This is a genomic window from Caldimonas brevitalea (assembly GCF_001017435.1).
GTDB classification, from domain to species: Bacteria; Pseudomonadota; Gammaproteobacteria; order Burkholderiales; family Burkholderiaceae_C; genus Caldimonas; species Caldimonas brevitalea.
Map to the genome: position 1 here is coordinate 4,073,251 of NZ_CP011371.1, position 26,908 is coordinate 4,100,158.

1 protein-coding gene is annotated in these 26,908 nt (G+C 68.6%); it reads right to left on the minus strand.

The genetic code is table 11. The annotated features are described in order from the left end of the window. Positions 1 to 16 precede the first annotated feature (16 nt). Positions 17 to 26,743 carry a CARDB domain-containing protein gene (locus tag AAW51_RS17060; protein ID WP_169788044.1) on the minus strand — a complete coding sequence of 8,909 codons (26,727 nt, stop codon included), beginning with the start codon at positions 26,741 to 26,743 and terminating at the stop codon, positions 17 to 19. Positions 26,744 to 26,908 lie beyond the last annotated feature (165 nt).

The window sequence follows — 26,908 nt, forward strand, 5'->3', positions numbered from 1 at the left end:
TTGCTGGAAGACACCATCAAAGTTGCGCTGGCCGATCCACGTGCCCCCCGGACAACCAGGTGCCGGCCATCAGATCAAAGCCCGCCAGACCGACGGTCCCCATCGATAGGCCACCATTCAGCAGCGAGAAGGTGGTGTCGGCCGACCAGGTCCGGGTCGCCTCGACGGCGCCGGTACTCTGGTCGTACTTGTACTTGACCGCGACGTAGCTGCCGGAATCATGGGCACCGTGGTAAGGCGGGCTCGCCGTCCGCGCGATGCCATCCGCTCCGACCACACCGTTGTCGACCAGCCACCAGCTCGGCTGTTCGGTGCCATCGGGCTGCAGCACCGTGCCGAGGCGGAAGAACAGCACTTCGTCACCTGCGCTGACCGTACCCTGCGTCAGATCGACCGGCAACGCGAACTGCAGCGAGCCGTTCAGGGTCTTGTCGCCTACATCCAGCGAGAACGCGGCCAGCGGCACCAGCGGGTTGTCGGCCGGGTTGCGGCCCGGCTGGTTGAAGAAGCTGGCAGCCGGTGCCTCAAAGCCCGTGGCCTCGACCAACTGCTCCAGCGGGATGGTCTCGATGCGCACCGGCACCGCCTCGGTCAACGCGCCGGGCGGCACCTGCACCTGGTAGCCCTGCTCGTTCTCGACCACGGCGCCACCCGCATCGACCACCACCGCGGGCTGCGTCGCGCCCATGCGGCTGGGCGCCACAACCTTCAACGTCACGGTGGACTGCGCGAACTTGCGCACCACCGTCACCGTGGTCTGCCCTTCCTTCAACGCCGTGATCAAACCATCGGCAGACACCGACGCGACGCTGTCGTCACCGACGAAATAGAGCGCGTCGCCCGCCTCGATCTGGTGGCCCACCAGGCCATCCCACAACTTGAGCTGGCGCATGCCGGCCGGCGAGTGCTCCGAAGGCGCGACGATGCTGACCGCTCCCGGATAGACGTCGAGTCCGCCGACGACCAGCGCCACGTCTTCCAGGCCGGGCTCGCCGACGGCGAAGGCGCTGACCCCGCGGATGGTCCCGTTCGCCGTGGTGCGTGTGGCCAGCAGCACGCCGTAGCCGTCGCGCTGCGCAGTAAAGACCGTGTCGAGATCGCTCGCACGCACACGAGCCGCCGCCGTGGCGGCGCCGTCCGTGTTCAGCACCTGCCATTGCAGGTAGTCGGGCGACAGCACGACACCCTGCTCGTCCGCGAAGTCGCCGACGGCGACCACGCGTGCCTGCTCGCCGGCACGCAACCGGGCCAGCGTGGTGAGCTTGACCGACAGCAGTCGGGCGTCGCTGACATGCACGCTCAGCTCGATCACGCCGCTGCTGGCAAAGCCGTCATCGGCCTGCAGCCGCACGCGCGCTTCGCCGGCAAAGCCGGCCTCGGGCGTGAACAGCAGGGCTTCGCCGTCGGCGCTCAGGCGTGCGGTGCCATGGTCGGCCCCCACGATGCGCCAGAACACCGCGTCACCTTCGAAATCGCGGGCGATGGTGTCGAGCCCGCGTGCCGTACCGAGGTCGGTATGGGTCTTCAGCGCAGGGCCGGCCGGCTGTGCGAGCGCGACGGGCGCCTGGTTGGCGCGCCAGCCGTAGTTCGCAAACAGCACCTGACGGTCGCTCGCCGTCGCCTGCCCGTCGCCATCGAGGTCGGCCCTGAGACCGCCCGTCGCAGCAGCCGCTTCCCACGCCGCGCTGTCATCGCCGTCCACGGCGCCGTCGCGGTCGAGGTCCCCGGCCAGCGAGACGCGCACGCTCGCGCTGCCGCTCCCCTGCAGGCTCAGCAGTTTCAGGCCGGCCTCGGTCACACGCAGCAGCGTCACGGTGGTGGCCCCGCTGACGCTGCGGCCGATCACGGTCGCACCCTCGGCCTGCAAGGTGACGTCGTCGCCCTGGGTTTCCACGGCGACGATCACCGCGCCGGCGGCACCGGGCGTCTTTACCGTGGAGGCGAGTTCGCTCTCACGCACCGCGAAGCTCAGGTTCACGGGCTGTGCACCCTGCAGCGTGCCGCTCCAGGTGTGCGTCGGCACTGTCGCGTCCGCGCCCCAGCCCACGGCCGCCCCGAGGTGGGCGGTGACGGTGTCGGCGATGAGCTGTCCGTCCTGACGATAGCCATACATCGCGCCGCTGTCCGCGGAGTACAGGCTGCGTGCCAGCGACAAACGCCCTTGGCCGTCGTAGCGGTACGCGATGGACTGATGCTCGCCGCTGCCGAGCGGCCCGGACACGCGTTCGATACGTCCGTCCTCACGGCGCCGCAGTTCGACGCGCTCGGCACTGTCGGGCGCGCCGACGAGCGCCACACCGGCGTCGCTGACCAGCCATTGTTCGCCGTCGGCAAAACGCACCGAGAGCACCGCGCCGTTGGCATCCAGGCTGTAGCGCGTGCCATCCGGCCCGGCCAGCAGGTAGCCCTGCGGCACCCACGGCAGCCCGGTGATCTGGTCGTACAGGCGCTGGCCTTGGCGCTGCAGCGCCACGGGTTGCGACGCGTCGCCGCCATGCGCCTGCAGCGTCCAGCCCGGCGTGCCGCTGAACAGCGGACGCACGACCGCCGGTGCGCCGGGCTGGGTGCCCAGGGCTTCGGTCGTCGTGCTCAGCGTGAAACTGAGGTGATGCAGGCCGGCTTGCGCCTGCGAGAGGCTGGCCGGCACTTGCAGCCACACCCGCGCACCCTCGCGCCACGGCGCGGTGGTGCCTTGTGCCGTGCGCAGCGCCTGGTCGTGCGTCAGACGCGTTTCGAGCAGCGGCAGGGTCCAGTTGCCGAAGTCGGCGGAAGACCCATTTTGGGCGTCGCTGCCGAACACGGCGGTGTTCGGCAGCACGCGGGTCAGCGCCAGCGCATGCTGGCCGAGCTGGAACACCGCGTCGGTCACCATCGCTTGCGGCGCCGTCTTGACCGGCGCATCGATCACCACCCGTGCCTGGATCTCGGTCGTGCGACCGCTGAGGTCCCAGGCGCTCAGGCGCAGCAGGTAGACGCCGTTGGCCAAGCCAGCCGGGTCGAGCGTCGCGAGCGACAGCAAGCCCTGGGCGCCGATGGCGGCCGAGCTTTCGCTGGCCAGCACCTGCCAAGCGCGGTTGTCCACGCCGGCGCCGGTGGCCGGGGCGATCTCGAGCCGCCAGCCCATCAGCTGTTGCTCGGTCAATCGGGCTTGCAGCACGGTGGGCTGTGCAAAGGTCGGCGGCGGCGTCTCGACGCTCGCGTCCTGCAGGGCCCCGCCCCACGCCAACAGCGGTGCGGCCGTGTCGAGCGGATCGCGCACGCGCACGGTCTGCGTCTGAACGGCCTGGAAGCCGTCAGCGTCGGTCACACGGGCGCGCACCTCGACCAGGCCGGGGGCCGTGGCGGTGAGCCGCAAACGCCCGGTTTCGTCGAGCGCGACGGTCTGCCAGTCGGACGCCCCGATCGCACCGCCGCGGACCTGGACCAGGATGTCCTGGATCGGGCTGAACGCCTCGGCGCGCACGGTGGCGACGACGGTCTGGCCGGGCAGCACCGGAGTCGACGGTGTCGTGTTGATGAGGATCTTCGGCGCGTTGGCCGCCGCCTCGGGCACGACACGCAGGGTGAAGCTCTGCCAGTTCGTGTTGCGGCCATCGCTGACGCGCGCCATCACCGTGAAGTCACCCACCTGACCGGGGCCCGGCGTCCACAGCAGGCGACCGGCGGTCGCGTCGTAGTGAGCACCTTCGGGGAGCCCGTCGAACGACACGGTCAGCGCCGCTGTCTGTGCGGCGCCGTCGGCGTCGCTCACGCGGATGCCGCCGTTCGCCGCACCGGCGCCCTTGGTCACCGGCAGGCTGAAGGTCTCGCCGACCACCGCAGCGTGGCTCGTGGTGGCGATCTGCGGCGCCCGGTTCACGTCGAACACACGGACCTGCACGGTGCGCAAGGTCGTCACTTTGCCGTCCGTGACCGAGAACGTGAAAGTGAACGGACGGTCGTCGCGGTGCGCGTTGTCGACCACGTCGGCGCCGGGCGTCCATTCGAAGTAGCCGTTGGCGGCATTGAAGCTCACGCCCGACGGCGTGTCGGCGTCATGCACCAGGCCGAGCCGCACGGCGTCGTTGTCGGCGTCGGTCGCCAGCAGCGTGAACGCGAGCGTCTCCCCTTCCTGCACCAGTTGCAGCGGCATCGGAGACAGGCGCGGTGCCTGGTTGACGTTGCGCACCACCAGGTCGATCTCGCGGGTCGCGAAGGCATGGCCGTCGCCGGCCTTGACCACCAGGCGGTAGCGCCCTGGCGTGCTGCCGTTCGTGTTGTCCGCCTGTGCAGCGAACAGCCCGGGGGTCCAGCGCACGGCCAGACGTGTCTGGCCGTCGGATCCGGTCACCGGCTCCAGCCTCATGCCCTCGACCAGACCCTGGACGCTCCAGTGGACGAAGTCGAAGTCGGGTTCCCGCGCCGACAGTTCGATCACCATCGGGACGCCCTCGTCGGCCGTCACCGTGGTCACCGCGCCGGCGAGCGCGTCGGCGGCAATCACCGCGCCGTTGGCCTGTACCGCGATCAGTTGCGGCGCCTGGTTGGCGGTGCGCACCACGATCCGCAGGTCTTGCACGGTGACGTTGGGCACGGGGACCGCGTCGGGGTCGGGGATGTAGCCGGCGCCCTGCGGGGGCAGCCCGCTGTCGCTGACTTCCAGGCTGACGTCGTGCACGCCCACCTGTGCGGCCGTCGGCGTCCAGGAGATCCAGGCACGTCCGTACTGCGGCTCGGTGACGATACGCGCACCGGCCGGCAGCCCCTGGGCCGCATAGCTCAGAGCATCCATGTCCAGATCGCGCACCTCGATCGGGATGCGGACCTCCTGGCCCACCACCGCGACCGACTGGGACGGCACGCTGACCTGCGGCGCCTCGGTGTCGCTGCGAACACTGACGACAAACGACTTGGCTTGCGACAGCACCTCGTTCGGGTTGCCGGCCCCATCGTCCTGCGCGACGACCGTGATGGCGTAGTCGCCACGGTGGCCGGTGCCCGGCGCGAAACGGATCACACCCGCGCCGCCGGCGGTCTGGGTGAAGGTCGCGAACGGCGGCAGACCGGCGACGGTCAGCGTCAGCGGGTTGCCGTCGGCGTCGACGGCGTGGACGGGGATCTCCAACACGGCGCCGCGGTCGACGAACGCATTCGCGACGTCGCCGATCTCCGGCGCACGGTTCGCCTCACGCACCACGATCGGCAACGTGATGCGGCTGACCAGCGGAACGCCGGTGCCATTGCCGTCATCGGTCGCTGTCACCTGCACGTGATAGGTGCCCGCCTGGGTGTAACCCGGCGTCCACACCAGCTCCAGCGTCTCGCTGTCGAATGAGGCGCCAGGCGGCAGACCGTCGACTTGGTAGGTGACGCTGGCCGGCACAGTCTGCTCGCCGATGGCGGAGCCGGTCGACACGAGACGGACTTTGGGCTCGAAGCTCGGGTTGTCGGGGTCGAAGGCGAACACGCTGACGCGCAGCGCCTGCCCTTCCAGTACGTTCCACGTCTCGGCCGGTGCGAACACCGGCGCGCCGTTGGCGTTCAACACCTCCAGCACCACTTCACGCGTGGCACTGGTGACCACCGGGCGGCGTCCGTTGGCCGGGGTGTAGGTGGCGGTGACGACCACCGGCAGGCGGTAGGTGCCGGCCTGAGCGAAACCGGGTTTCCACTGGAACCAACCGGACTCGGGGTTCAGGGTCGCGCCGCCCGGCAACCAGGCGCTGTCGTAGCGCAGCGTGACCCGGGTGCCGTCGGCCTGCACCACGCTGCCCGGCAAGCTGCCCGGCAAGCTGCCCGGCAGCTGCAGCGCGAAGCTCTCGCCTTCGCGCAGCGTCTGGGTCGCCACGGGCGCGATCAGAGGCTTGGCGTAGCCCTGCAGCACCAACAGGTTGAACTGCTCGATCACCGTGGTCTTGCCGTCGGTGGCGACGACGGTGATGTCCTTGTACTCACCGGCCTGGTCGTAGCCTGGCGTCCAGCTGAGCACACCGGTGCCGGCGTCGAACAACGCGCCGGCGGGCAGGTTGCGCACGGTCAACGTGAGGGTGTCGCCGTCGGCGTCGACAGCGGTCAGCGGCAGCCTCAACGGCTGTCCTTCGATCAAGGTGATGTCGCGCACGGTGTCGATCACCGGCGCCTGGTTGGCACCGGCGACGTTCAGCGTGAAGCGACGCAGCGCGACGCCGCCTCGGCTGTCTTGCACCCGCACCAGCACCTCGGTGTTGGCCAGGTCACGAACGGTCGGCGTCCAGTTCAGCGTGGCCGTGTGGCGGTAGCCCGTGGCCGTCGCTTCGACGCTGGCCGACGGCGTCAGCGTCAGGCCCGCCGGGCCCTGCACCAACTGCCAGAAGAACAACGAGCCGTCGACATCGTCGGCCTGCAGCACGGCGCTCCACGGCTGGCCGGCCGCAGCGGCGGGCAATTGGTTGGATTCGGCGTCCTCCACACCGGCCACCTGCACCGCGGGCGGGGTGTTTTCATAGGGCAGCGCGTAAACACCGTGGCCCAGATTGAACTTGACCAGCGCGTCCGTTCCCGGCGTGGTGCCGAACTGGCTGGCGGGGCGCACGCTGACGGTCTGGTGGGCCAAGGTCGCGCCGACAGCCAGACGGCCGCCGGTGGCCTGGAGGCCGGCGCTCAGGTCGAGCACCCAGAGGTCTTCGGCATCGCCCTGTCCTTGCGCGCCTGCGACGATTTGGCCGCCGAAGTAGCGGCCGGGGTCGAGCAGCAGCATCAGCGGACCGCGCAGGTCGTCGAAGCCAATGTTGGTGATGCTCACGTCGTAGCTGACTTCGCCGGTCAGGCGGTCGGCACGCGTGTTGGTGAACTGCAGCGACACCCTGCTGCTGAAGTCCATCACCGCGGTGAACGTCGTGATGAACGGCTCCGCCAGGCGAACCTGCGTGCCGCTGCGGATGTCCGTCGCGACTTCGAGGCGCCATCCCCCTGCCGGTAGCGCCGGCAGCGTGAGCAGGGCCGAGCGGGTCGCGGGGTCCCAACGGACGGACTGGGGCTGCAGCGCCAGGCTGCTGTTCGCGCCGGTGGCCACCAGGCGGAAGTTGGCCGGGTTCAGTACGCTGGACAGGTCGCTCGTGTCGTTGCCCGACAGGCCGGTCCACATCGCCTGGTCGAACGTGACGGCGATCTGGTTGACCGGCAGCGGCAGCAGCGCGCCGTCAGCGACGCTGGCGCCGAGCACACGCGGCGCCTTGATCGGCGCGATCTCGTCGATGTGCTGGGTCTGCGCGACGAGGATACGGCCATCCTGCGTCGTCAGCAGCGCCTCGCCGCGGGTGCCGCCAGTGGCCAGCTGCAGGACGCGACGCGACTGCAGTTCGACCATCCAGACGGACGTCGTGTGGCCGACCTCGCTCACGCCCGGGATCACCGGGCGCTGGGCCGGCGTGCTGGACGCGAACATCAGGCCCGCCAGCGGGGTGCCGGCGGCACCGAAGGCGATGCTGTCGATCGTGCCCGACAGGCGGTATTCCACCTCACCACGGCCCTGGTTGCGGCCGCTCATCGGGAAGCTGACGATCTCGGTGCTGCTGCCCGGCACCGCGGCGCCGATCTCGGAGCCGGTCCAGCGCACCGCCCACAGGCGGCCGTCGGGCCCGAAGGCGAGGTCGCCGACGCGGGTGTTGGAGAAGTGCTTCCACACCTTGCTCGGGTCGGCCGCCTTCGGATCGAAGATCTCGATGCCGTTGCCCGAGGAGACATAGATCAGGCCCGTGTCGGGCTGGATCGCCAGGGCGTGGGTCAACGGGTCCTGGCCCGGGCCCGTGTAGCGGTCGATCACGGCGCCGCTGTTGGCGTCGATGCGCAACAGCTCCTTGCCGGTCATCACCCACAACTGCCCATAGGCGTCGAGCGCCATGTCGAGCACCGGGGCGTCGAGCACGAACAAGGGGGTCGTCGACCGACCGCCGTCCTTGCCGAAGCGGAATACCTCGTTGCGCAAGACACCGGCGCTGGCGAGCACCGACCCGTCCGCGAGCTGCACCATTGCGAGCGCACCGATACCGGCGTCGCTGGATGCGAAACCGCTGCCGAAGCTGCGCACACTCATCGGTGCGATCACCGTCTGCAGATCGCCCTTCTGTGCCGGGGCGACCGAGCCGGGCAGTCCCAGCGAGGCCTGCTCGAACAACTCGCTGCCTGCGTAGTTGCGGTCCGGGGTGGCGGCGGGCAACTCGGCCGTGCCGGTCAGCTCTTCGTTGACCCCCAGCTGCTGCTGGGCGTCCTGGCGGCTGCCGTCGTCGGGCAGCACCGCATTGGCGATGATCGCCGCCTCGCGGTTGCCCGCATGATCGGTCGCGACGGCCAGAAACTCATAGGTCTTGCCGGCTTCGCCGTTGAAGACGGCTTGGCTGGCTGCACCGGCCACCTGCTTGAGCCAGATGCGGAAGTCGCCGCCGTTCTCCGAGACGTAGACGGTGACGTGCTTGACGCCACTCGCATCGTCGTTTGCCTGCCATTGCACCTCATAGGTGGGCGCGTCGCCGGCCGTGGCCGTGATCGTGCGGACCTGCAAGGTCGTGCTGGGCGCCCCGGCGTCCAGGGTATGGCTCACACTGCCGCTGTCGATCGGCGGCGCCTGGTCGAAGACAACACGCGCCTGAGCGCTCAAGGTCGCGCCGGTGGGGGCATCCGCCAGGGCGCGCACGGTGTAGCTGACGAAACCGCTCGCCGCCTTGCCGTCGGCGCCGGGCAGCAGCAGACCGCGCGACGGGTCGCGCAGGACTTCGCCCGTGTCGGGGTCGATCGCCTGCAGCAGCCAGGTCGCGATGCCGGTCTCGGCATCGACGCCGGCGCTCACCCGCAGCACGTAGCCCTTGCTGCCGGTGAAGTCGAAGTCGCCCTGGAAGACGGCCCGGTCACCCGGGATGTGGACGTTGATGTCACCGATCTTCAGGTCGTTGAGCCGCAGGCTGCGCGGGTCGAACTCGCCGTCGAGTTCGGTCACGATGCGCAGCTCGCCCACCGCACCTTCGGTCGGATTGCTGAACTGCACCTTGTACGGCAGCGCCAGATCGGCAGGCACATAGGCCTCGCCCGTCGCGGTCGGCAGCGTCTGCGGGCCACGCACCGAGACCACGGCTTGCGCGCCCGCCTCGCGGGCGGCCGCCTGCTGCAGGTACTGCGTCAGGTTCAACGCTTGCGGTCCGACCGGGGCGAACTTCTGGTCGAGCAGGCCGATGTGGCGCAGGTACTCGAGCTCGGCGCGGGCGCCGGCGAACACGTCGAAGCTGATGAAGTGGGTGTCCGCCGTCGCCGCACGGTCGTAATCGGCGGCGTCGGGTGCCACCGGGACGGGGACGGTGACGACGTCGCCGTTCTCCGTTTCCCGCACCTCCATGTAGTCCACGTCGGCGGCTCGGGCCTCTGGGTCGCCCGCCCACCGCGCCGTGTCGCCGTACCACTCCTGCACCTTCGCGAAGAAGCCGAGCAGGTCGGCCTGGGTCCGGTAGCTCTCGCCGCCTTTGCTCAGCAGGATGCCGGTGGCCAGCGCGGTGTTGAGGCTGACCACCTGAGGGGTCAGGCGGATCGGCGGTGCCTGGTCGACAGGGCGCAGCAGGCCCCCCGCCTCCAGCGCGGCCAACCATCCCTGCACCCACTGCGCCTCATCCGCCGCCAGCACCCCCAAGGTGCTCGGGGCGCTGGCATCGGCAAGGATGGCGAGTCTCAGCCTCCTCGCATGGTCGCTCTGCTCCTCGATGAACTCATCGCGTGTGAGCGGTGTCGCCGCCCCCAGCGTGTCGAAGCGGAACGGGATCGCCAGCGCTTCGATGTCCGTCAGGTGTTCCTCCGGGTCGCGCGACAGGAACTTGCGCGTCAGACCCTGCTGGATCTTGTCGAGGTCGGCCACGCCGCCGTCCAGCAGGCCTTGCGCCCTCCAGTCCGGGCGGATCCCGTAGAGCCGGGTGCGCAGCCCCTCGAAGTCGTACGCCAGCCACTCCTGCAGGCCGGGGTAGGTCTGGACATTGAAGCTGAAGCCGACGAACCCTCCGGCCGTCACGTCGAAGGCGTAGCCCGGCGCCAGGTTGTAGCCAGAGGTGTTGACCGCACCGTCCAGCGAGGCCCAGGGGACGTTGGTCGCCACACCGGTCGTGGGTGTGGCCTCGTACTGCTGCGTGTTGCCACCGGTCGATGTGATGGCGCCCTCAGGGCGCCCACCCACGGTGGACGAGAACACAACGAAGGGCAGATTCAGCCCGTCGAGCAGGTACTGGTTGCGACCCATCTCGGAGGCGCCCACGTCGAAGCGGACATACGGCGTGTCGACGTTGGTCAGGCTTTGCAGCACCACGCTGTAGGTGTTGCTGGAGCCTGGCACCACACTTCGGTCCCCGCCGATGCCGATCGTCACGTCGGCTTCGATGGCACGCTCGACCAGGTAGCGATAGGCCTCGGTGACGCGCTGACCGTCGGGGTTGATGACGGTCACGTCGTAGAGCCCGTGCGGCACGTGGCGCAGGTCGAACACGGCGCGGATGTGCGTCGCATCGATCACCTGCCAGCGTTCCGGCTCGATCTCGAACACGCCCGGGCGGCTCAGCTTGACCAATGCGCCAGGCGAGAACCGGGCGCCTTCGATGTCCATCGTGACCCAGCGGTGGGCATCGTCGCCGGTGCCGCCCTGATCGGGTGTCACGCGGGTGATCGACAGCGGCAACAGGTCCGCGCGCAGCGTGGCGGTCGTGGCGACCGGCGATTGGCGCGAGCGCACCAGCACGTAGTAGTCACCCGCCTTGGTCGTCGGCAGCAACACCTGCTGGTCTGCGGCGACCGGGTTGGTGTAGGCCGCATCGTAGGCGTAGCCGGTGGGGATGTCCCCGTAGCGCACGAACAATTCGTTGGCGCCGGCAGTGGCGTCGGAGTCCAGGTGCAAGCGCAACGTCTGGCCTACAGGCACGGTGACCTTGTAGAGCTGCACGTCGCCGGTCGACAGCGAGGTGGTCTGCGGCGCACCGACGGTGAGCACCGGCACTTCGACGCGCAGCGTCGCGCCCGAGGCCACGCGGTTGTTCGCTTCGCCGGGCGGCAAGTTCAGGCCGGTCTCGGTGTAGAGGATGCGACCCTCGAACACCTCGTTGTACAGGTCCGGACGCACCACCACGCGCCACTGGCCGTCTTTCAACGGCGGCAGCTTGGCCTTCAGCGTGCCGGTGTAGGTTCCGTTGGCCGCCAGGTCTCCCCGGTGCTCGACCTTGCCCAGCAGTTGATCGCCGAGGTCCCAGCTGTTGTCGGCCGACAGGTAGAGCGCGTCGGTCCAGCGACCGTAGGCCGGGTTGATGGAGGCATTGGTCACCGTGAAGGTGATCTCGACCTCGTCGCCGACCTTCGCGCTGCTCGGCACGTCCACCTTCGTCACCTGGAGATCGGCCGGCGGCGGGGTTTCGATGAGCATCGGCTGAACGGCGGCCGACGCGTTGTTGTCGTCTTTGCCGAATTCAAGCACGGCGCCGTGTTCACCGGAACTCCAGGCACGCGCCGGGTCAGCTACCACGAACACGTAGTAGGCGCCCTCCATGTCGCGGGGGGCGGTGAAGTGAAGCGTGGCGTCGTAGCTTCCACTCGCGTCCAGGCCACCGTTGTGCGCCAGGTAGCCGAGATAGCGGTCCTTGTTGAGGTCGAGGAAACGGTCCTTCGAGAGGTAGACGAGGTCGTTCCAGCGCTGCTGGTCCTGCGGAGTCCTGCCTCCCTTGTTCTCGACTTTGTAAGTCACGCTGAAGGACTGGCCGGCGAGGACCGACTGCGGCACCGACACCTGCGTCACCTGCAGGTCCGGCGGCGTGGCCAGCGTGATCGGCAGCAGGATGGACGAGACGTTGTTGCCTTCGTCCTGGAACTCGAGCACGGCACCGGGGCCGCTGCCTTCCAGGGTGTCGAGGCCTTCGCGAATGCTGCTCTCCACCTTGTGGTCGACCCACTTCGCGGTGGAGGTATCGGCCTTGACGATCACGTGGAAGTCGCCGCTGATCGACGAGGGCAGCGTGAAGGTGGTCGAGTTGGTGTAGGACTCGCCCGGCTGCAGATAGCGGGGCTTGCCGTCGGGACCGAACAGATACGTCTGGCGGACACGGACTCGCGTCTCGATCTCGCTCCACCTGTCCACCAGGGGGTAGTCCGACATGTCGAGGCTGGCGTCACGCGACAGGAAGACACCATCCATCCAGCCCGACACACGGGTTTCGCGGTCACCGCGGTTGGTGACCGTCCAGCTCACGGTGATCGTGTCGCCAGACATGGGGTTGGGGTTGGACACGGTGATCTTGTCGATCTGCAGGTCCGGCTCCCGATACGTCACGTTCAAGGTGCCGCGGCCGACGTTGTTGTCGTTGCGCGCGCCTTCGAAGACGCTGGTCGCGTAGTGTTTGTCGCGTGCCGGCTCGTTCTCTTGCTTGCGGTCCAGCAGCTCCTGCGCCGCGCGGTTGGTGACGGTCGGCGACAGCAGCTGGCCAGACGCACCGGTATCGGTGATCACGTAGATGTAGTACGGACCGTCGGTGCCGGGGGGCAGCCTGAACTTGGCCGACGCCGTGTAGCTCGCACCGGCCGCGAGCCCCGTCGCATTCGAGTGCACCAGGGCCCCGAGCGGGGTCGCACGCTGAACGTTGAAGACCGGGTCGGGGCTGAAATACACGCTGTCGACCCAACCCTGGGTGCCGGACCAGACGTCGCTGCCGAAGTTGGTGACGGTCCACGTGACAGTGGTTTCCTCGCCCGAGAAGTTCTGCGGCTCGGTGACCACCGACGTCACCTGAAGATCCGCAGGAAGCGTGGTCACCGCCGAGGCAGCAGAGCGCGTGTTGTTGGCCTCGTCGAGCTCCTTGATCTCGCCACTCCCGTCGGAATTCGCGTCCGTCGTGACGACGAGATACGCCCCGCGCACCGCGGGCGCCAGCTGCACCGTCTGCGACACCGTGTAGGTCTCGCCGTTGCGCAGGCTGCGATCCTGGGTGTACTCGCCCAGCAGCCACTTCACGGTGGCCTTCGACAGGTCGACGTTGTCACTGACCCAGACGCTGTCGGTCCACGTCCCGTCGAACTGGTCACCGCGGTTCTGCACGGTGTAGGAGAAGCTGTAGTCGGCGCCGGCCGTGGCCTGCGGCACCGCGGCGACCTGGCTGACCACCAGGTCGGGAGGGGTGATGCCGAGCACGCCGATCGGGCGCGCCTTGTAGTTGTTGTTGTCGATCTGGCCGGCGTCGTCGGGGTTGACGTAGGCCGCCAGCGTGTCTTCCAGGATGGCGTCGTAGCTGTCGCTCCAGACGGTCAGGTAGTACTGGCCGGAGCGCATGCCCTCGGGAATTTGCACTTGCAGGGTGCCGAGATAGTCCTCGCCCGGGGCCAGGTTGCCGGTATGCGTGACCTGCCCGATGCGGATGTCAGCCTTGGCAGGCGACGGCCGGCGCGGGTCGACACTCAGCCAGACGGTGTCGGTCCAGCTGTTGACACTGGCGGCATCGCCGCGCGTGGTCGCCACGCCGCGGTTGGTCACCTTGTAGCGGACCTCGACGGTCGCACCGTGCACCACCTGGTCGGGCGCGACGACGTCGCTCGCCACGAGGTCGGCAAACGGCACCGTGTCGACGTGGAAGCGCTCCGCTCGCACGTTGTTGGTCTCGTTCGGGTACTCGTCGACACGCCCGCTGCCGTCGGCTGCGACGATCAGATAGGCGTCGCCGCGGTAGCGGATCGGAATGTCGATCGTGCTGGTCTCGGTGGTGTAGCTCTCGCCCGGCGCCAACGCCGCCCCGCTGGCCAGCCGTGCCAGCAGCACGTCGTCGCCCGTGAGGTTGCCGTCCAGCGACAGGTACACATAGTCGGACCACTGCGCGGTGGTGGCTTCCGACCCCATGTTGGTGACGGTGAAGCGGAGCGCTGCGGACGTGCCGGCGGTGACGTTGGCCGGCACCACGAGGGCGCTGACCCGCAAATCGGGCCGCGGGTTGAGGTGGACCGCAGTGGCCTGCGTCGAGGTCGTCGTGTTGTTGTCGCGGGCGGCCCCATGCTCGTACACCTGCGCCTGAGACGAGGTGCCGAGCGCGCTGTTGGTGATCACGCGCAGGCGGTATTGGCCTTCGATCTTGGCCGGCAACCGCACCTGCTCGGTGCGGGTGTACCGCAGACCCGCGTCCAGACCCCGGTCATAGGTGAAAGTGCCGAGCACCACCGCATTGCCGCTGCCCGAGGCGGGCACCAGCACGACCATGTCGGTCCACATCCCGCCGGCCCTGCCGGCGCCCTGGTTCGACACCGTCCACGACAGGTCGACCAGTGCCCCCTCTTGCGCCGTTTCGGGGGCGCTGACCGTCTCGACCACCAGGTCGGGCGACGGCGACAGTTGCACCGGCACCCCCAGTGAGATGGCCGTGTTGTTTTGGTTGTACGTGAACTCGAACGGGCCGCCGGTCGAGACGTTCAGGTAGTAGGTGCCGGAGAGGCCCTCGGGCAGCATCAGCTGGACAGTGCGGGTGTAGCGGTCTTGAGGCGACAGCTGGCCGATGTGCGAGGCGGATCCCAGGTAGATCCGCTGACCGCTGCCGTCCGCCTGGCTGCTCAGCCACACCGTGTCGGACCACTGGCCCGAGTTGGTGATGCCGATGCCACGATTGACCACCGTCCAGCTAACGGTCAGCGGCCGGCCGCTGTGGGCCTCGCTGCCCGCGGTGACCGACTCGACCTGCAGGTCGGCATACGGAATCGGCATCACGTCCAGAGGCTGCGCGGCCGACGCCAGGTTGTTCGCCTCCTGGCCGTTCTCCCACACCGCGCCGGCGGCGTCGGTGCGAACGAACACCTTGCCGTGGCGAGAGAGCCCGGGGCCGAACTGATAGGTGACGCTGCCCGTATAGCTCGCGCCCGCCAACAGGCCGCCATCATGTTGACGGGTGCCGAGCAGGATGTCGTCGTTGTCGCCCAGCACATCGTTGGACGAATAGATGACCTGGTCGGTCCACGACAAGGTGCGACCAGCCCCGGTGCCGAGATTGCGGACGGTCCATTCCACGGTCACCGTGGCGGGATCGTCGATGACCAGGGTCGGCGCCTGCACCGAAGTGACTACCAGGTCGGCGAAGTGGTCGCGGGCAACCTGGATCGCCAGGCTGTCGGTGTTGTTGCCCTCGCCGGCCGTGTTCTCCTGCTGTTGTTGGAGGCTGTCGGTGACGACGATCAAGCGCCAGTCGCCTTCGAGGTCGACCGGCAGGCGGAACACCAGTTCGCTTCGGACACTGCCGCCAGCCGTGAGGGCCGCATGGCTCACCTCACCGAGCTTGATGTCGGTGCTGTCCACCGTGCCGTTGCGTGACAGGTAGACCGCCTCACCCACACCGGACGCACCGGTGGTGCCGGCGTTGCGCGTGGTCCACGAGAGAGTGACCGACTCGCCCCCCTGCAGCAAGCCGGTCGTCGCGAGCTGGCTCACGACCAGGTCAGGGTGGACCACGGCGATCTGCACCGAGGCGCTGTTGTCAGACTCCGAGCTTTCCGTGACGGCGCCATGGCGGTCGGCCACCACCTCCAGGCGCCAGTTCCCTGCGGGGATGGCCGGCACCGTGAAGCTGAGGTTCTGGGTGTAAATGGCGCCAGGCGCCAGGGTGCGGCTGCTCGCCGGGCTCCCGAGGGTGACGACACGAGACGGGTCGTCGACGGCGACGAGCCGCACTTCCTCCACCAGCCAGGCACTCGCCGTGTCGTTGCCTCCGTTGCGCACGGTGTAGCCGACTTGCACTGTCTGGCCGACCTGCCATGTGCCCGACGACCCGAGGCCTTCGACGACAAAGTTCGGGCGGGGCTCGGGCTTCACCGCGGTGGCGGCCGGCGCGGCCGCGACGTTGTTGCCGGTCCGACCCAATTCGTAGACCGCACCGAAAACGTCGGTCTTGACGATGAAGTACATCGTGCCCGTCACGCCGCGCGGGATCACGGCATCCAGTGCCGCGCCGTAGCTGGCGCCGCGCTCCAGCGCGCCGACATGCGTGACCGAGCCGAGCAGCACGGCCTGGTCGGTCAGCGTGGGCGTGCTGGACAGGTAGACCCGGTCGACCCAGCGGCTCACGTCGGTCGCGACCGTGCCGTCGTTGCGGACGGACCACTCCACCCGCGCAGTACGCCCTTCGAACACCTCGGTGGGTGCCACCGTCACGCTCGGCACCAGGTCGGCATAGGTCTGCACGACGTTCACCGTGCCGGACAGACGCAGGTTGTCCGCCCGCGTGTCGGGCTCGCGCACGCTGCTGTTGGCATCACTCAGGACCGCAATGCGGTAGGCCCCCTCGATGCGGCTCGGGATCAGAACCGTCGCGCTGTGCGTGTAGCTGGCGCCGATGTCGAGCGACGTCGAGCGCTTGACGTTGGCCAGCACGATGTCGTCGGCATTGCCGATGACGGCGTCGCGGCTGAGGACGATACGGTCGGTCCAGGTGCCGGTCGCGGTCGCATTGCCGGCGTTGGCCACCGTCCAGGTGACCGTCGCCTCTGCACCCGATTCCACGCTCGCGGGCACCACCAACTCCGTCACCGACAGGTCGGCATACGGGCGCGCGGTGGCCGAGAAGCTCCCTGCAGCGCTGTTGTTGGTCTCGGCATTGCCGGCCAGGTTGGTTTCGAACAAGATGCCGGCGCCAGCGGCGTTGCTGTCGGCCGTCACGGTGACGTCGAAGCTGCCGGCGCCCAAGGCGCCCTCGGGCAGCGTGAAGGTGAGCGAGCGTCCGCGCGACTGACCCGGCCCCAAGGGCAGCGCTGCATCGCCGCTGAACACGACGACGGTGTTGAGGATCACCGCACCCGGCGATCCGTCGGCGTTGCGTTGGCGGACGACCACGCGGTCTTGATAGGCGGGCGGCGTCGGCACGTCGCCCTGGTTCACGTCTTCCCACACCAGCGTGACGGTGTCGCCGGCTTGCGGGGTGGCTTCGAGCAAGGCCACGTTGCGCGTGACCAGGTCGGGCCCCGCGACGAACTGCTGTTGCGCCGTGTTGTCCGACTCCAGCGCCCCGGTGCTGTCGTACTCGGGGAGTTGGGCCAACGCGTCGACGGTGACGCGCAGGCGGAACTGACCGATCGCGTTGAGCCCCTGCGGCCAGGTGAGCGACGCCCTGCGGGCATCCTGGGCGCCGGCGGCGATGGCCTGGGCCTGCAGTGCGAGCGCCTGCGTGAACACCACCATGCCGGTGCTCAGGTTGACCAGTTCGACACGTTCAGTCCACTGCCCCACGGCCGTCGCGTTGCCGCTGTTGACCGTGTTCCAGCGCACCGTGACGGTGTCGCCCGCCTGCCACTGGCCGGCAGGCTCGAGGCCCAGCCCCGTGACCTGCAGGTTGGCGTAGGCCGCGAGGGCACTGGAGAACGAGGCGAAACCGCGGTTGTTCTCCTCGGCCGCCCCACCCTCTTCCTGGGTGTTGCTGGCGTCGGTTTCGATGGTGATGCTCAGGTCGCCGGCGCCCGTCGGGCCGTCCGGCAAGCGCAGAACGGCCGAGCGGGCCACGAACTGGCCCGGCAGGAGCGGGCCGTGTCCCTCGGCGGATTCGAGGTAAGGCACCGCCATTTGCGCGACCACCTCGCCGGTGCTGGCGCGCCGCACGATGATGCGGTCGGTGAAGTCGCCGAAAGTGGCCTCGACGCCGCGGTTGCGCACCGTCCACTGCACACGCAGGGAAGCACCGGAGGTGATGTCGCCGCCGGTGGTGGCTGGCTCTACGCTCACGCCGTCAACGGCCAGGTCCATGGCTTGGGCCGCGCCGCCGAGTTCAATCGTGCGAGGCTCACTGGGCCCGTAGACGTAGACCGCCATACGATAGGGCACGGGGTCGTCGTAGACCAGGCTGTCGTCGAGCAGGATGGTGTAGCGACCACTGACGGTCGCCACGAGTTCCGCGTCGCCCAGCTCTGCCAGAGAGACGGCACGACCATAGGGGTCGATGATGCGGAGGCTGGCGGTGTAGTTGTAGCGCCACTGGCCCCGTGCCGTGTCGTAGAAGTGGATGCGCTCGGCCAGGTTGCGCAGATCGACGTAGATGCGGTCGCCTGCGTTCGCCTCGATGCTGTAGGCGACGGTCTCTCCTGTGCTTTCCAGCCGGCCTTCGACGACGACGCCGCTGGTCAGCGGTGTCGCTGCGCTGACGTCGAGCAGACGGAAGGCATAGCTGCGGTCGGTGAAGCTGCTGGTCGACATGTGCAGCGCATATCGGCCGGGCGCGAGATAGAAGCTCGGTTGATCGGGCGTGTCGGTGCCCCCGCTCACGCTGCCGCTCGCCACGGTGCTGCCGGTGACGACGTCCACCAGACGCCAGCTGCTGCTGGCGCCGGTACCGCTGTTCAGGCGGTCGAACTGAACCGTCTTCGCTTCGGTGAGGGTCAGGCTGTACTCGACCGACTGCGTGGTCGCGTTGAGCGTGCCGGAAATCGTCTGGCCCAAGGCCACCGCCGGCACCTCCTGGCCGGCGATGTTGTCGACCTGGAAAGACACGGCACCGCTCGACGTGCTGTAGCTGTAGTTCGTCCAATCGAACACGAGGTACACCGGCCCGCTGCGGTTGACCCGCAGGCCCGCACCATCATCGGATGCGTCGACGCTCGCGGTCAGCGGTTGGCCGTACTCGTTCAGATAGGACCAGCGGGGTGCGCTGCCGGCCGTGCCGAGCGCGTTGAAGCGCAGGACATCGCCGGCCTGAGCGTCGACGCGATAGAGCCGCGCCGGGTAGTTCGAGGCCGACGGAACGCTGATCGACTGACCATAGGTCAGCGTCGGCACCTGCGCGCTGTCGAGGCGCCGCAAGATGAAATCGTAGGCGCTCGAAGACTGCGTCTGCTTGAGCGTGATCGTGTAGCTGCCGGCGGGGAGCCAGCGGGCCTGGTCGTAGTCGGCGATCACGACCGCGCCTTGAGCGTCGGTCACCGTCGCGCTCTGGTAGTAGTAGCCGTAGTGGTTCGGCGTGCTGCGATCGTCGAAGTACCAGAGCCCGGCTTCGGCCAGCTCGAACTGGTACGTCAGGGTCTCGTCGCGCGCGATGGCACCGGCCGCACTGAACGTGGAGACGATCGGCGCGACGGTCTCTGCCGTCCCCCAGGTGGCCGTGAAGGTCGCGCCTGCGCCCAGGCCGGCAGTGGTGTCGATGCCGTTGCGCACCAGGCGCAGCAAATACGTGCCGCTCTGGGTCAGATCGATGCCTTGCGCGGCGGCGGTCGCCGGTGTCCAGGTCTTGAGCAGGTTGCCGTTCGGCGCTACGAGCTGCGCCGACCAACCGGCGGGCCACGACGGGTTCGCGGCGAGTTCGAGGTGGTCGCCGGCACGAGCATCGAGCGTCCACAAGGACACGAGGTCGGTGCCGGTGTCTGCGGAGATGGTGCGGGCCACGCCGCCCTGACGGTCGAGGCGCTGTGAGGCCGCCACTTGGCGGGCCGTGAAGTGCACTTCGCCGGCCACGTCCGCATTGCTGACGACACGCACGGCGTAGACGCCGGCCTGAAGGTATTGAGAGATCAGCCCGTTGCCGGTCGCCGAGTAGCTCTGGCGCGACACCACCGTGCTGCCGTTGGGCTGCACGATCTGCAGTTGCGTCGAGGTGCTGGGGGCGCGAATGCCCTGCAGTTCGATCCAGCCGGGTTCGGTCAGCTCGAACAAATAGGTCGATTGGTCCTGATGGGTCGCCAGGGTGACGGCGACGTCCGTGTTCCACGGCAGCGTCGCACTGGACTGCAGCGGCTGCCGGACGGTCGCTTCGAAATGGATCGGCTTGGTGGAGGCGTAGTACTGCTTCGCGACCAGGTAGACGGGGCCGACGGCGGGGCCGCTGAATGCGACGGAAGCGTCGCTGGTCCAGCTGGCGTTCGACAAGGTGCGACCGTAGGCGTCGACCAGGGTGTAGCGGAAGTAATCCGGATGCTGGACCGGCGTCGTGAAATCGAGGTTGTAGGCGGTTTGCGGGGCGACGTCGATGCGGTGCGCCACGAGGGCGCGACCCGCCGGCAGGTCACCCGAGATCTGCGTCGTGCTGCCGTGATCTTGTGCGGCCGCGGCGAGGTCGAACAGTCGGAAGCCGAAGTTCGGCGTGGTGCTGCCGGACGCGCTGACGGAGACGGTGTAGGTGCCCGCCTTGAGGCGGCGCACGTAGTAGCTCTCGACGCTCTGCAACGAGACGTTCAGCTCCTCGCCGACCGGACCGGTCAGCACGAGGGTGGCCGCCCCACCCTGCGGGTCTAGCAGGACGGTGGTGTCTTCCGTGAGCGTGAAACGGTACTGGTTGACGTTGCCAGGCGCGGTGATGGCGCTGCTGATCTGGTCACCCAGCGTGATGTTCGTCAGCGGTGTGCTGACGGTGGAGACGCGCAAGGTGCTGGTGCGGGGCCCGACCGCATCGTCGTCCCCGTAGAGGTACAGCACATGGGTGCCGTTCTGGGCTAGGCGAACCTTGGTGGCATAGTCCCATTGCGCGTTCTGCCAGCCCGACGCGACCTGCGCGCCGGAAGGGCCCACCAGCGCCCAGTACTGCCACGTGCCGGCACTGTTGCGCGGATCGATCAGCAGGTCTTGCCCCGCAGTCCCGTCCAGCTGCCAAGCCGTCGCCTGACGGCCTTCGGCGACAGACGTGGTGGCCGTCTCCCCGAGCACCAGGCGCGGGAGGTCGCTCACGGCTGAGGTCGCGAAGTGGTAGGCCCCGGGCGCCCCACGGGTGGGAACGAATCGGAAGGCATAGCTGCCTGCCGCCAGCTCGATAACGCTCCGCTCGTCGTTCGATGTGATGTCGCGGTCGGCGAACACGACGCCGGGGATGTCGGTGCGCAACAGGCTGACGCGGTAGCGGTCGCCCGATGCGTTGAGCCAGATCCGGGTCGGCTCGCTCAGCGTGAAGGTATGTCGTGCCTCGTCGGCGGGGTGGTCGAGGGCACCCGAGATCACATCGCCGAGGAAGCTGGTTTGCTCACTGCGCTGACCCGCAGAAAGGCTGAAGGTCGCAGCACCGGTGCTGCCGCCGCTGGTGTACGCACTGATCACAGCGAACTGGACTGTGTACGTGCCCGCAGCGCCTGCATGCACGGCGATGCCGGATTGGCTGTTCCAGTAGCCACCGGAGAGCCCACCGCGCGACACCTCGCGGCCCAAGGGATCGAGCACACGATAGTCGAGGCGGTCGTCGTAGTCGATCGGGGTCTGCGCGGCCAGCCAGCGTGACTCGCCCTGCTCCATCTCGAACGTGATCTGCTGGCTGGGAACACCCGCGGCCCAGGTGAGCGACGCGGTTGCGCCCACCGCAAGCGGCACCGCCGGGGCGACGAAAGACGCATTGAAGGTGTACGACACCGGCACCGTCGGCGCGGTGCTCGACGGATAGCGCACGCGCACCGTGTAGGTGCCGGCGCCCAGTGCGTAGAGAGAGCCGCCGCTCAACGCCGAGGCGTTGAGCTTGGCGATGACGTGACCGCCCGCATCCACCACCTCGTAGGTGTTGGCCTGGCCCGAGGTCTGCGTCTCTTTGATCTGCAGTTGCGTCGGCGCCGCGGCGGTGAAGGTGTAAGCATGCACTTCCGAGCCAGCGACAAACCGGCCGCCCTGCGTGCCGGGCTGCAGCTGCAGGGTCTTCGGCGTTTGCACCACCTCGAAACGCACCGCGGTGCCGCCCATGGCGCCGAAGGCGTTGCGCGCCACCACCAGCACGTAGCGGCCGTCACGCGGCACCGTCAGCCGCTGAGCCCCGGTGCGCGCCGGGTCTCCCTCGTCGACCGCGACACCCGCCGGGTCGTAGAGCCTGAAGTAGTTGCCGCTCGATGCGCCCGCGAGCGCGCGCAGCCACACATCGCTATCAGCCTTCAGATCGATTTCGAAGGCCAGATAAGACTGGTCGGCCGGGATCTGCGCCGAGACCTCGGCATTCGGCTGAATGTCCTGTGCCGAAGCGAGCGTCTGCACGCTGAAGCGCGCCTGGCCGGAGCCCTCGGACAGGGTCAGCACGTAGTGGCCGGCCGTCAGCCAGCGCACGGGCAGTTGCCAGGTTCCCGTCTGGCCGAAGCCGGACGCGGAGAGATGCGTGAAGGTTTCGCGCAGGGACTGCACGGCTTCCACGCCGGACGGGCCGGTCAGTTGCCAGCGCTCCCAGTCGCCGCCCTCCCAGGCCAGCGCCACCAGGCCGTCGGCCGGGATGTCGAACTCGAAGCTCAGGTCGGACGACGCGGCCCACTCGACCTGATCGCCCAGCTGGATCGGCTGGGCATTGTTGGTCTGCAGCGTCACGCCGAGGCGCTCGACGACGACCGTGGCCTCGGTCACCGGTTCGTCGGTGATGCGACGCACCGACAGGTAGACGGGGCCGTCGCGCCAGGCTTCGACCCTCACCTCACCTTGCCCCCAGTTGTCCGCGGGCTGAGGCCACAGCACATAACGCCCGTAGGCGTCGATGACGGTGTATTCGAATCCACCCGAGGACGTCGGGGTGCCGTCGAGGCTGGCCTCCAGCTTCAAGCGCAGCTGCTCACCCGCTTGGACGTTCAGCGCATACCAGGCCGTCTCGCCGACCGCCAGCTGCTGAACGGCCACGCCTGCATCGGGAAGCTGCGGCGACGCCGCGAGCGGGATCAGGCGCAGCAGGACCTCGGCCTGGGTCGCGTCCTCCGCGTCCAGGATCACCGTGTAGCGTCCGGCCTCGAGCAACTGGATGTTGTCGATGCCGTCGCCGGACAGGCTGCTCCTCCAGATCTTCGTGTCACGCGGGCCTTCCAGCGTGCCGATCACGACGGCATCGCCAGAGCCGAGGTGCAAGGACCACGGCCCGGTCACCGGCACCTCGAAGGTGATGGTGACAGTCTGATTGGGCGCCGTCACGATGGTGAGGTCGGTGGGCGCGTCGACCGGCAGTGCGCCATGCGCCTCGGTCGTGAGGCTGTGGGCGAAGCGCTCGCTGGTCAGCTCGACCGAGCTGTCTTCGGTCCCGTTGTAATGGACGGCCAGCACGTAGTGGCCGGCGTCGTCGAAGCGGCCGGCACTCGTCGTGCCCAATTCGCCCGACCAGACCCGCTGGCCCGACATGTCGTACAGCTTGTAGCTGCCAGCACCTTGCGTCGGCGCAGTGGAGGTCCAGCGCCACAGGTCTCCCGCGGCCAGCTCGATCGAGTAATAGGCCACCCGCTGCTCAGCACTCAGGGCGGCGGTTTGGGTGACACCCGGCTCGAGCACCGGGAGGGCGTCGAGCTTGATCACCCGCACGCGCACATCCGCATCCCAAAAGCCGAGACGGTACTCGCCGGCGGACATCGACATGACGCTGTTGGCGTTGGCGTAGGAGATCGACGTACCATCGGCGCCCCACAGCTGCCATGCCCCGTCGTACGGTTCGTAGACGGGCACGTCCGCCGTGCCGCCGACACGCCGCTCCATTTCCACCGCGAACATGCCGGTCGACGGCACCGAGAGGGCGTACTTCACGGAGCCGGACTCGGAGGCGCCGGCTTCCACCCATTCCCCCGGCACCAGTTCGCCGTCACTGGCCACCGGCGTGCCCTGCGTGCGTTCGACCAGCACCTGGACCGGCGTCGGGCTGGCGCCGTCGCGGGCGCGCAGCACCACGTAGACGGGGCCGCTGAGGTACGAGTGTCGGAACTGGAGTCGCAGGTCTTGCGAGCCCTCTTCGGTGCTTTGATCGAACCGCACGTAGTTCCATTCACCGTCCAGCACCCAGACGTCGTACGGTTGCCAGGCGTCGCCGGACATCAGCCGGACGTCGTAATCGTCGCCCGCCTGACCGTTGAGCTGCAGTGCCACCGCCTGGTTGGCGGTCACGGCCCCCAAGTCCACCGGTGATCCCGGCGTCACCTCCGCCACCACTTGCGCAGGCACCAGCGAGACGGAGTAATTCCCGGCGACGCTGCCCTGGTTGTAGAAGGTCAACTCGTAGGAGCCGCTCGACAGGCTGTAGTCGGTAGCCGGCGCGTCTTCCCCGGGCCACGTCCAGATGCTGCCGAGGTACTCCCCGTCGCTCGGCCGCCGCAGCTCCCAATAACCTTCGCTGGCGCCCGAGGTGTCAGTGAGTAGCGTCCACCAGCTGTCCTGCGCGACGTCGAAGCGAATCGTCTGCTGCGCTCCCGACGCAAGCTGGTCCACCGCGAGGGTATTGACCTCCGTCAAGCTGAGCTGGCCTTGCTCGATGGGTCCGTCGGCCCCCTGGTCGACGGAACGGGCGGTGGCGAGGAGCTCGAAATGGATGCGCGTCGGCTGCGCGTCGCCGGGCAGTGCCCGGCAGACGACCATGGTGTAGGCGCCATCGACCGCCGGGCGCCAGACCCCGCCGGCGTCGGACGCGGGATTGCCGCCGAAAACGGACTGACCGTAGCGATCGAAGATCTGCACGGCCAGGTCACTGGCACCACCGGGCAGGTTGGCGAGCCGGTAGTCCATGTCGGCCACCGCATCGAGGCGGAAGGTCGCCATGGTCTGGTCGCCGACCAGCACCGTGTCGACCGGCTGGCCGGTCGCAAGGGCGGTCGCCTGGCTCCCATCGTGGAGCATGAACGAGAAGTTCTGCTGCGCGTCGAAGAAGGTCAGCTTGTACGGTCCACCTGCTGGAAGCCAGGGCATCACGGCCGGGCCGGGGACATCGGTGGTGCCGTTGTGCCACCAGGAGGGGATCGTTCCGTAGTCGACGCCAAGCGGCCCTTCCAGCATGAACCACCTGGCCGCGCCGCCACGGGGTTCAACGAACAGCGGGCCGTCCTGCGGCATCGTGAAGGTGTACACCGGTGCGAGCTGTCCGCCGGCATCCGCCGTCACCGGCTGCCCCAGCTCGACAGGCGTGCCCTGCGGTCCCACGTCTTGCGCCGGGGTGCGTTCGATCGTCAGTTCGGCCGCAGCCGAACCGGGTGCGACGCGGGTGACGCGGATGAAAAGATCCCCGCTGGCGCGGGTGTGTTCGAAGCTGCCGGTCGCGGCGGTAGAGTCGTAAACGACCTGCCCCAGTGCGTCGAACGCCTTCAGGTTGAACCCGCCCTCGGCGGCCTGCGTGATCGTGAAGGCATCGAGAGGCGTCGCTGTCGTGCGAAGCAGCGCCGACTCGCCGGTGGCGAGCAGCGGCAGCGCCACGGCGCCGGAAGGTGTGACGAACGCCTGTTCGATCGACGTTGCGGTCAGCGTGAGGGGCGCCGAAGTGTCGCGCACGAGCAGGCGGTAATCGCCTCGCGCGAGACGGACGGGTGCCGCGGCGCTCAGCTGAGAGTCCGAGAAGGTGCGCCAGTCCGACACCACGCCACGCGGGCCGCTCAACTGCCATTGACCGCTGGCGGTGTTTGCCACTGTGTCGAACAGCCAGGTGCCGTCGGCTTCGACGTGCAGGTCGATCGCGTGCACCTGCCCGGGCACCAACGCCGCGACCTCGAACGGCGTCGGCGCCGCCGTGCTCAGCGTCACGGCGACAGGTGTCTGGACATCCCAGTGGCTGATTCGAAGATCGCCTGCCACGCCGCCGGCGGCCAGCGTCCGGTCGACCCACACGTAGTAGCTGCCGGCCGCCGGCATGGCGACCGTGGTGGATTGCTGCGCGGTCAGACCGCCGGAGGCGATCGGCGTCCCCGACGCGTCCGTCACCCGCCACACCGCGGCTGAGGGACCAGCATTCGGGTCTGCCGAGGTATAGGCGATCGAAAGCCCTCCCGGCCCGGTCGCATCGATGCGCACCACGTGGCCGCCGCGCTGTGGGGCAACGGAGCCCGGCAACTCGACGACGGCTCCAGCCGCCGGCGCGTCAGCCGACGCGAGCAGCCGGAAGCCGGCTTCGCCCGTCCACCGCGCTTGGGCCTCAAGACGCAGCAGATAACGCCCGGCCGTCAGCAACATCGGCGCCGACGTGCCGTCCCGCACGCTCAGCTGCCCGCTGCCGACCTGGGTGCCGCTCTCGTTCAGCAAAGACCAGCGTGCGCCCGATGTGGCGGCCGACAGCTGGTCCCAGGCGACGTGTGTCGTCTCGTCCAAGGTGAACGAATAGAGGGCGGCAGAGCCGACGGTGGACAGGTCGGCCACATAGGACGCCCCCAACACCAGCTCCTCCTGCACGGGCCGGCTGCGATGCAAGGTGAACGCATAGTCGGCCGCTGCGGTGCTGCCCGACGCGCCCTCGATGCTGACCCAATAGGTGCCGCTGCGATCGGCGGTGAAGGCACCGCCGTCACCCCATGAACGAGTGCTGCTGACGATGTTGGCCTTGGGTCCGAACAACGTCCAGTTCGTCGAGCCGCTGGTCGCGCCGGCCTCGAAGTACAGACGGTCTCCCGCCTCTGCAGTGAACGAGTAAAGAGCCGCCTGTGTCCCGGACTCGAGGCGTCCGCTCACGGGTTGGTTGACCGGCAGCGCCACGGCCGCGTCCTCACCCACCAGACGGAAGCTATAGCTGCCGGTGCGGTCCTGCAGGCCGTCGACGGTCAAGCGATAGGTGCCGGGGTCGAGTTGGAGGAACCGGTCCCCCGAGTCGCTGAGGCTCCTGCTGTTGAAGACGGTGTTCCCGCCGGCGGACAGCTGCCATTGCGTCTGCTCGCCGTCGACACCGTCGAACAACAGTCGGGTCTGCGAGTCGACGACAAACTCGTAGACGTCTTGTTCACCGGGTTGCTCGATGGCGCCTTCGATGCGGCTGACACCGGGCATCGCGTCGGCGGACATGAGCAGCTTGGGCTCCAGCGTCTCGATCTTCCAGCCCTGCGCGGGCGCCGGCGCCTTGGCGGCGGTGGCTTGACGCGCCTTCTCCACCATCGTCTTGGCAGACTGCGCCAGGGGTTTCACAACGCCGCGGAAGACGTGCTGGGAACGGCGCAGGGCTTGAGACGCGCGTGCGCGCGGGGACTTTTTTGCTCGCATGGGGGACCCTCAGGAATCTTGTATTCGCGGCCTTCTCTCGAATGAAGAAGGCATCCGCACGCTTTCAAAGCGTTACTAATTGGATTCTCG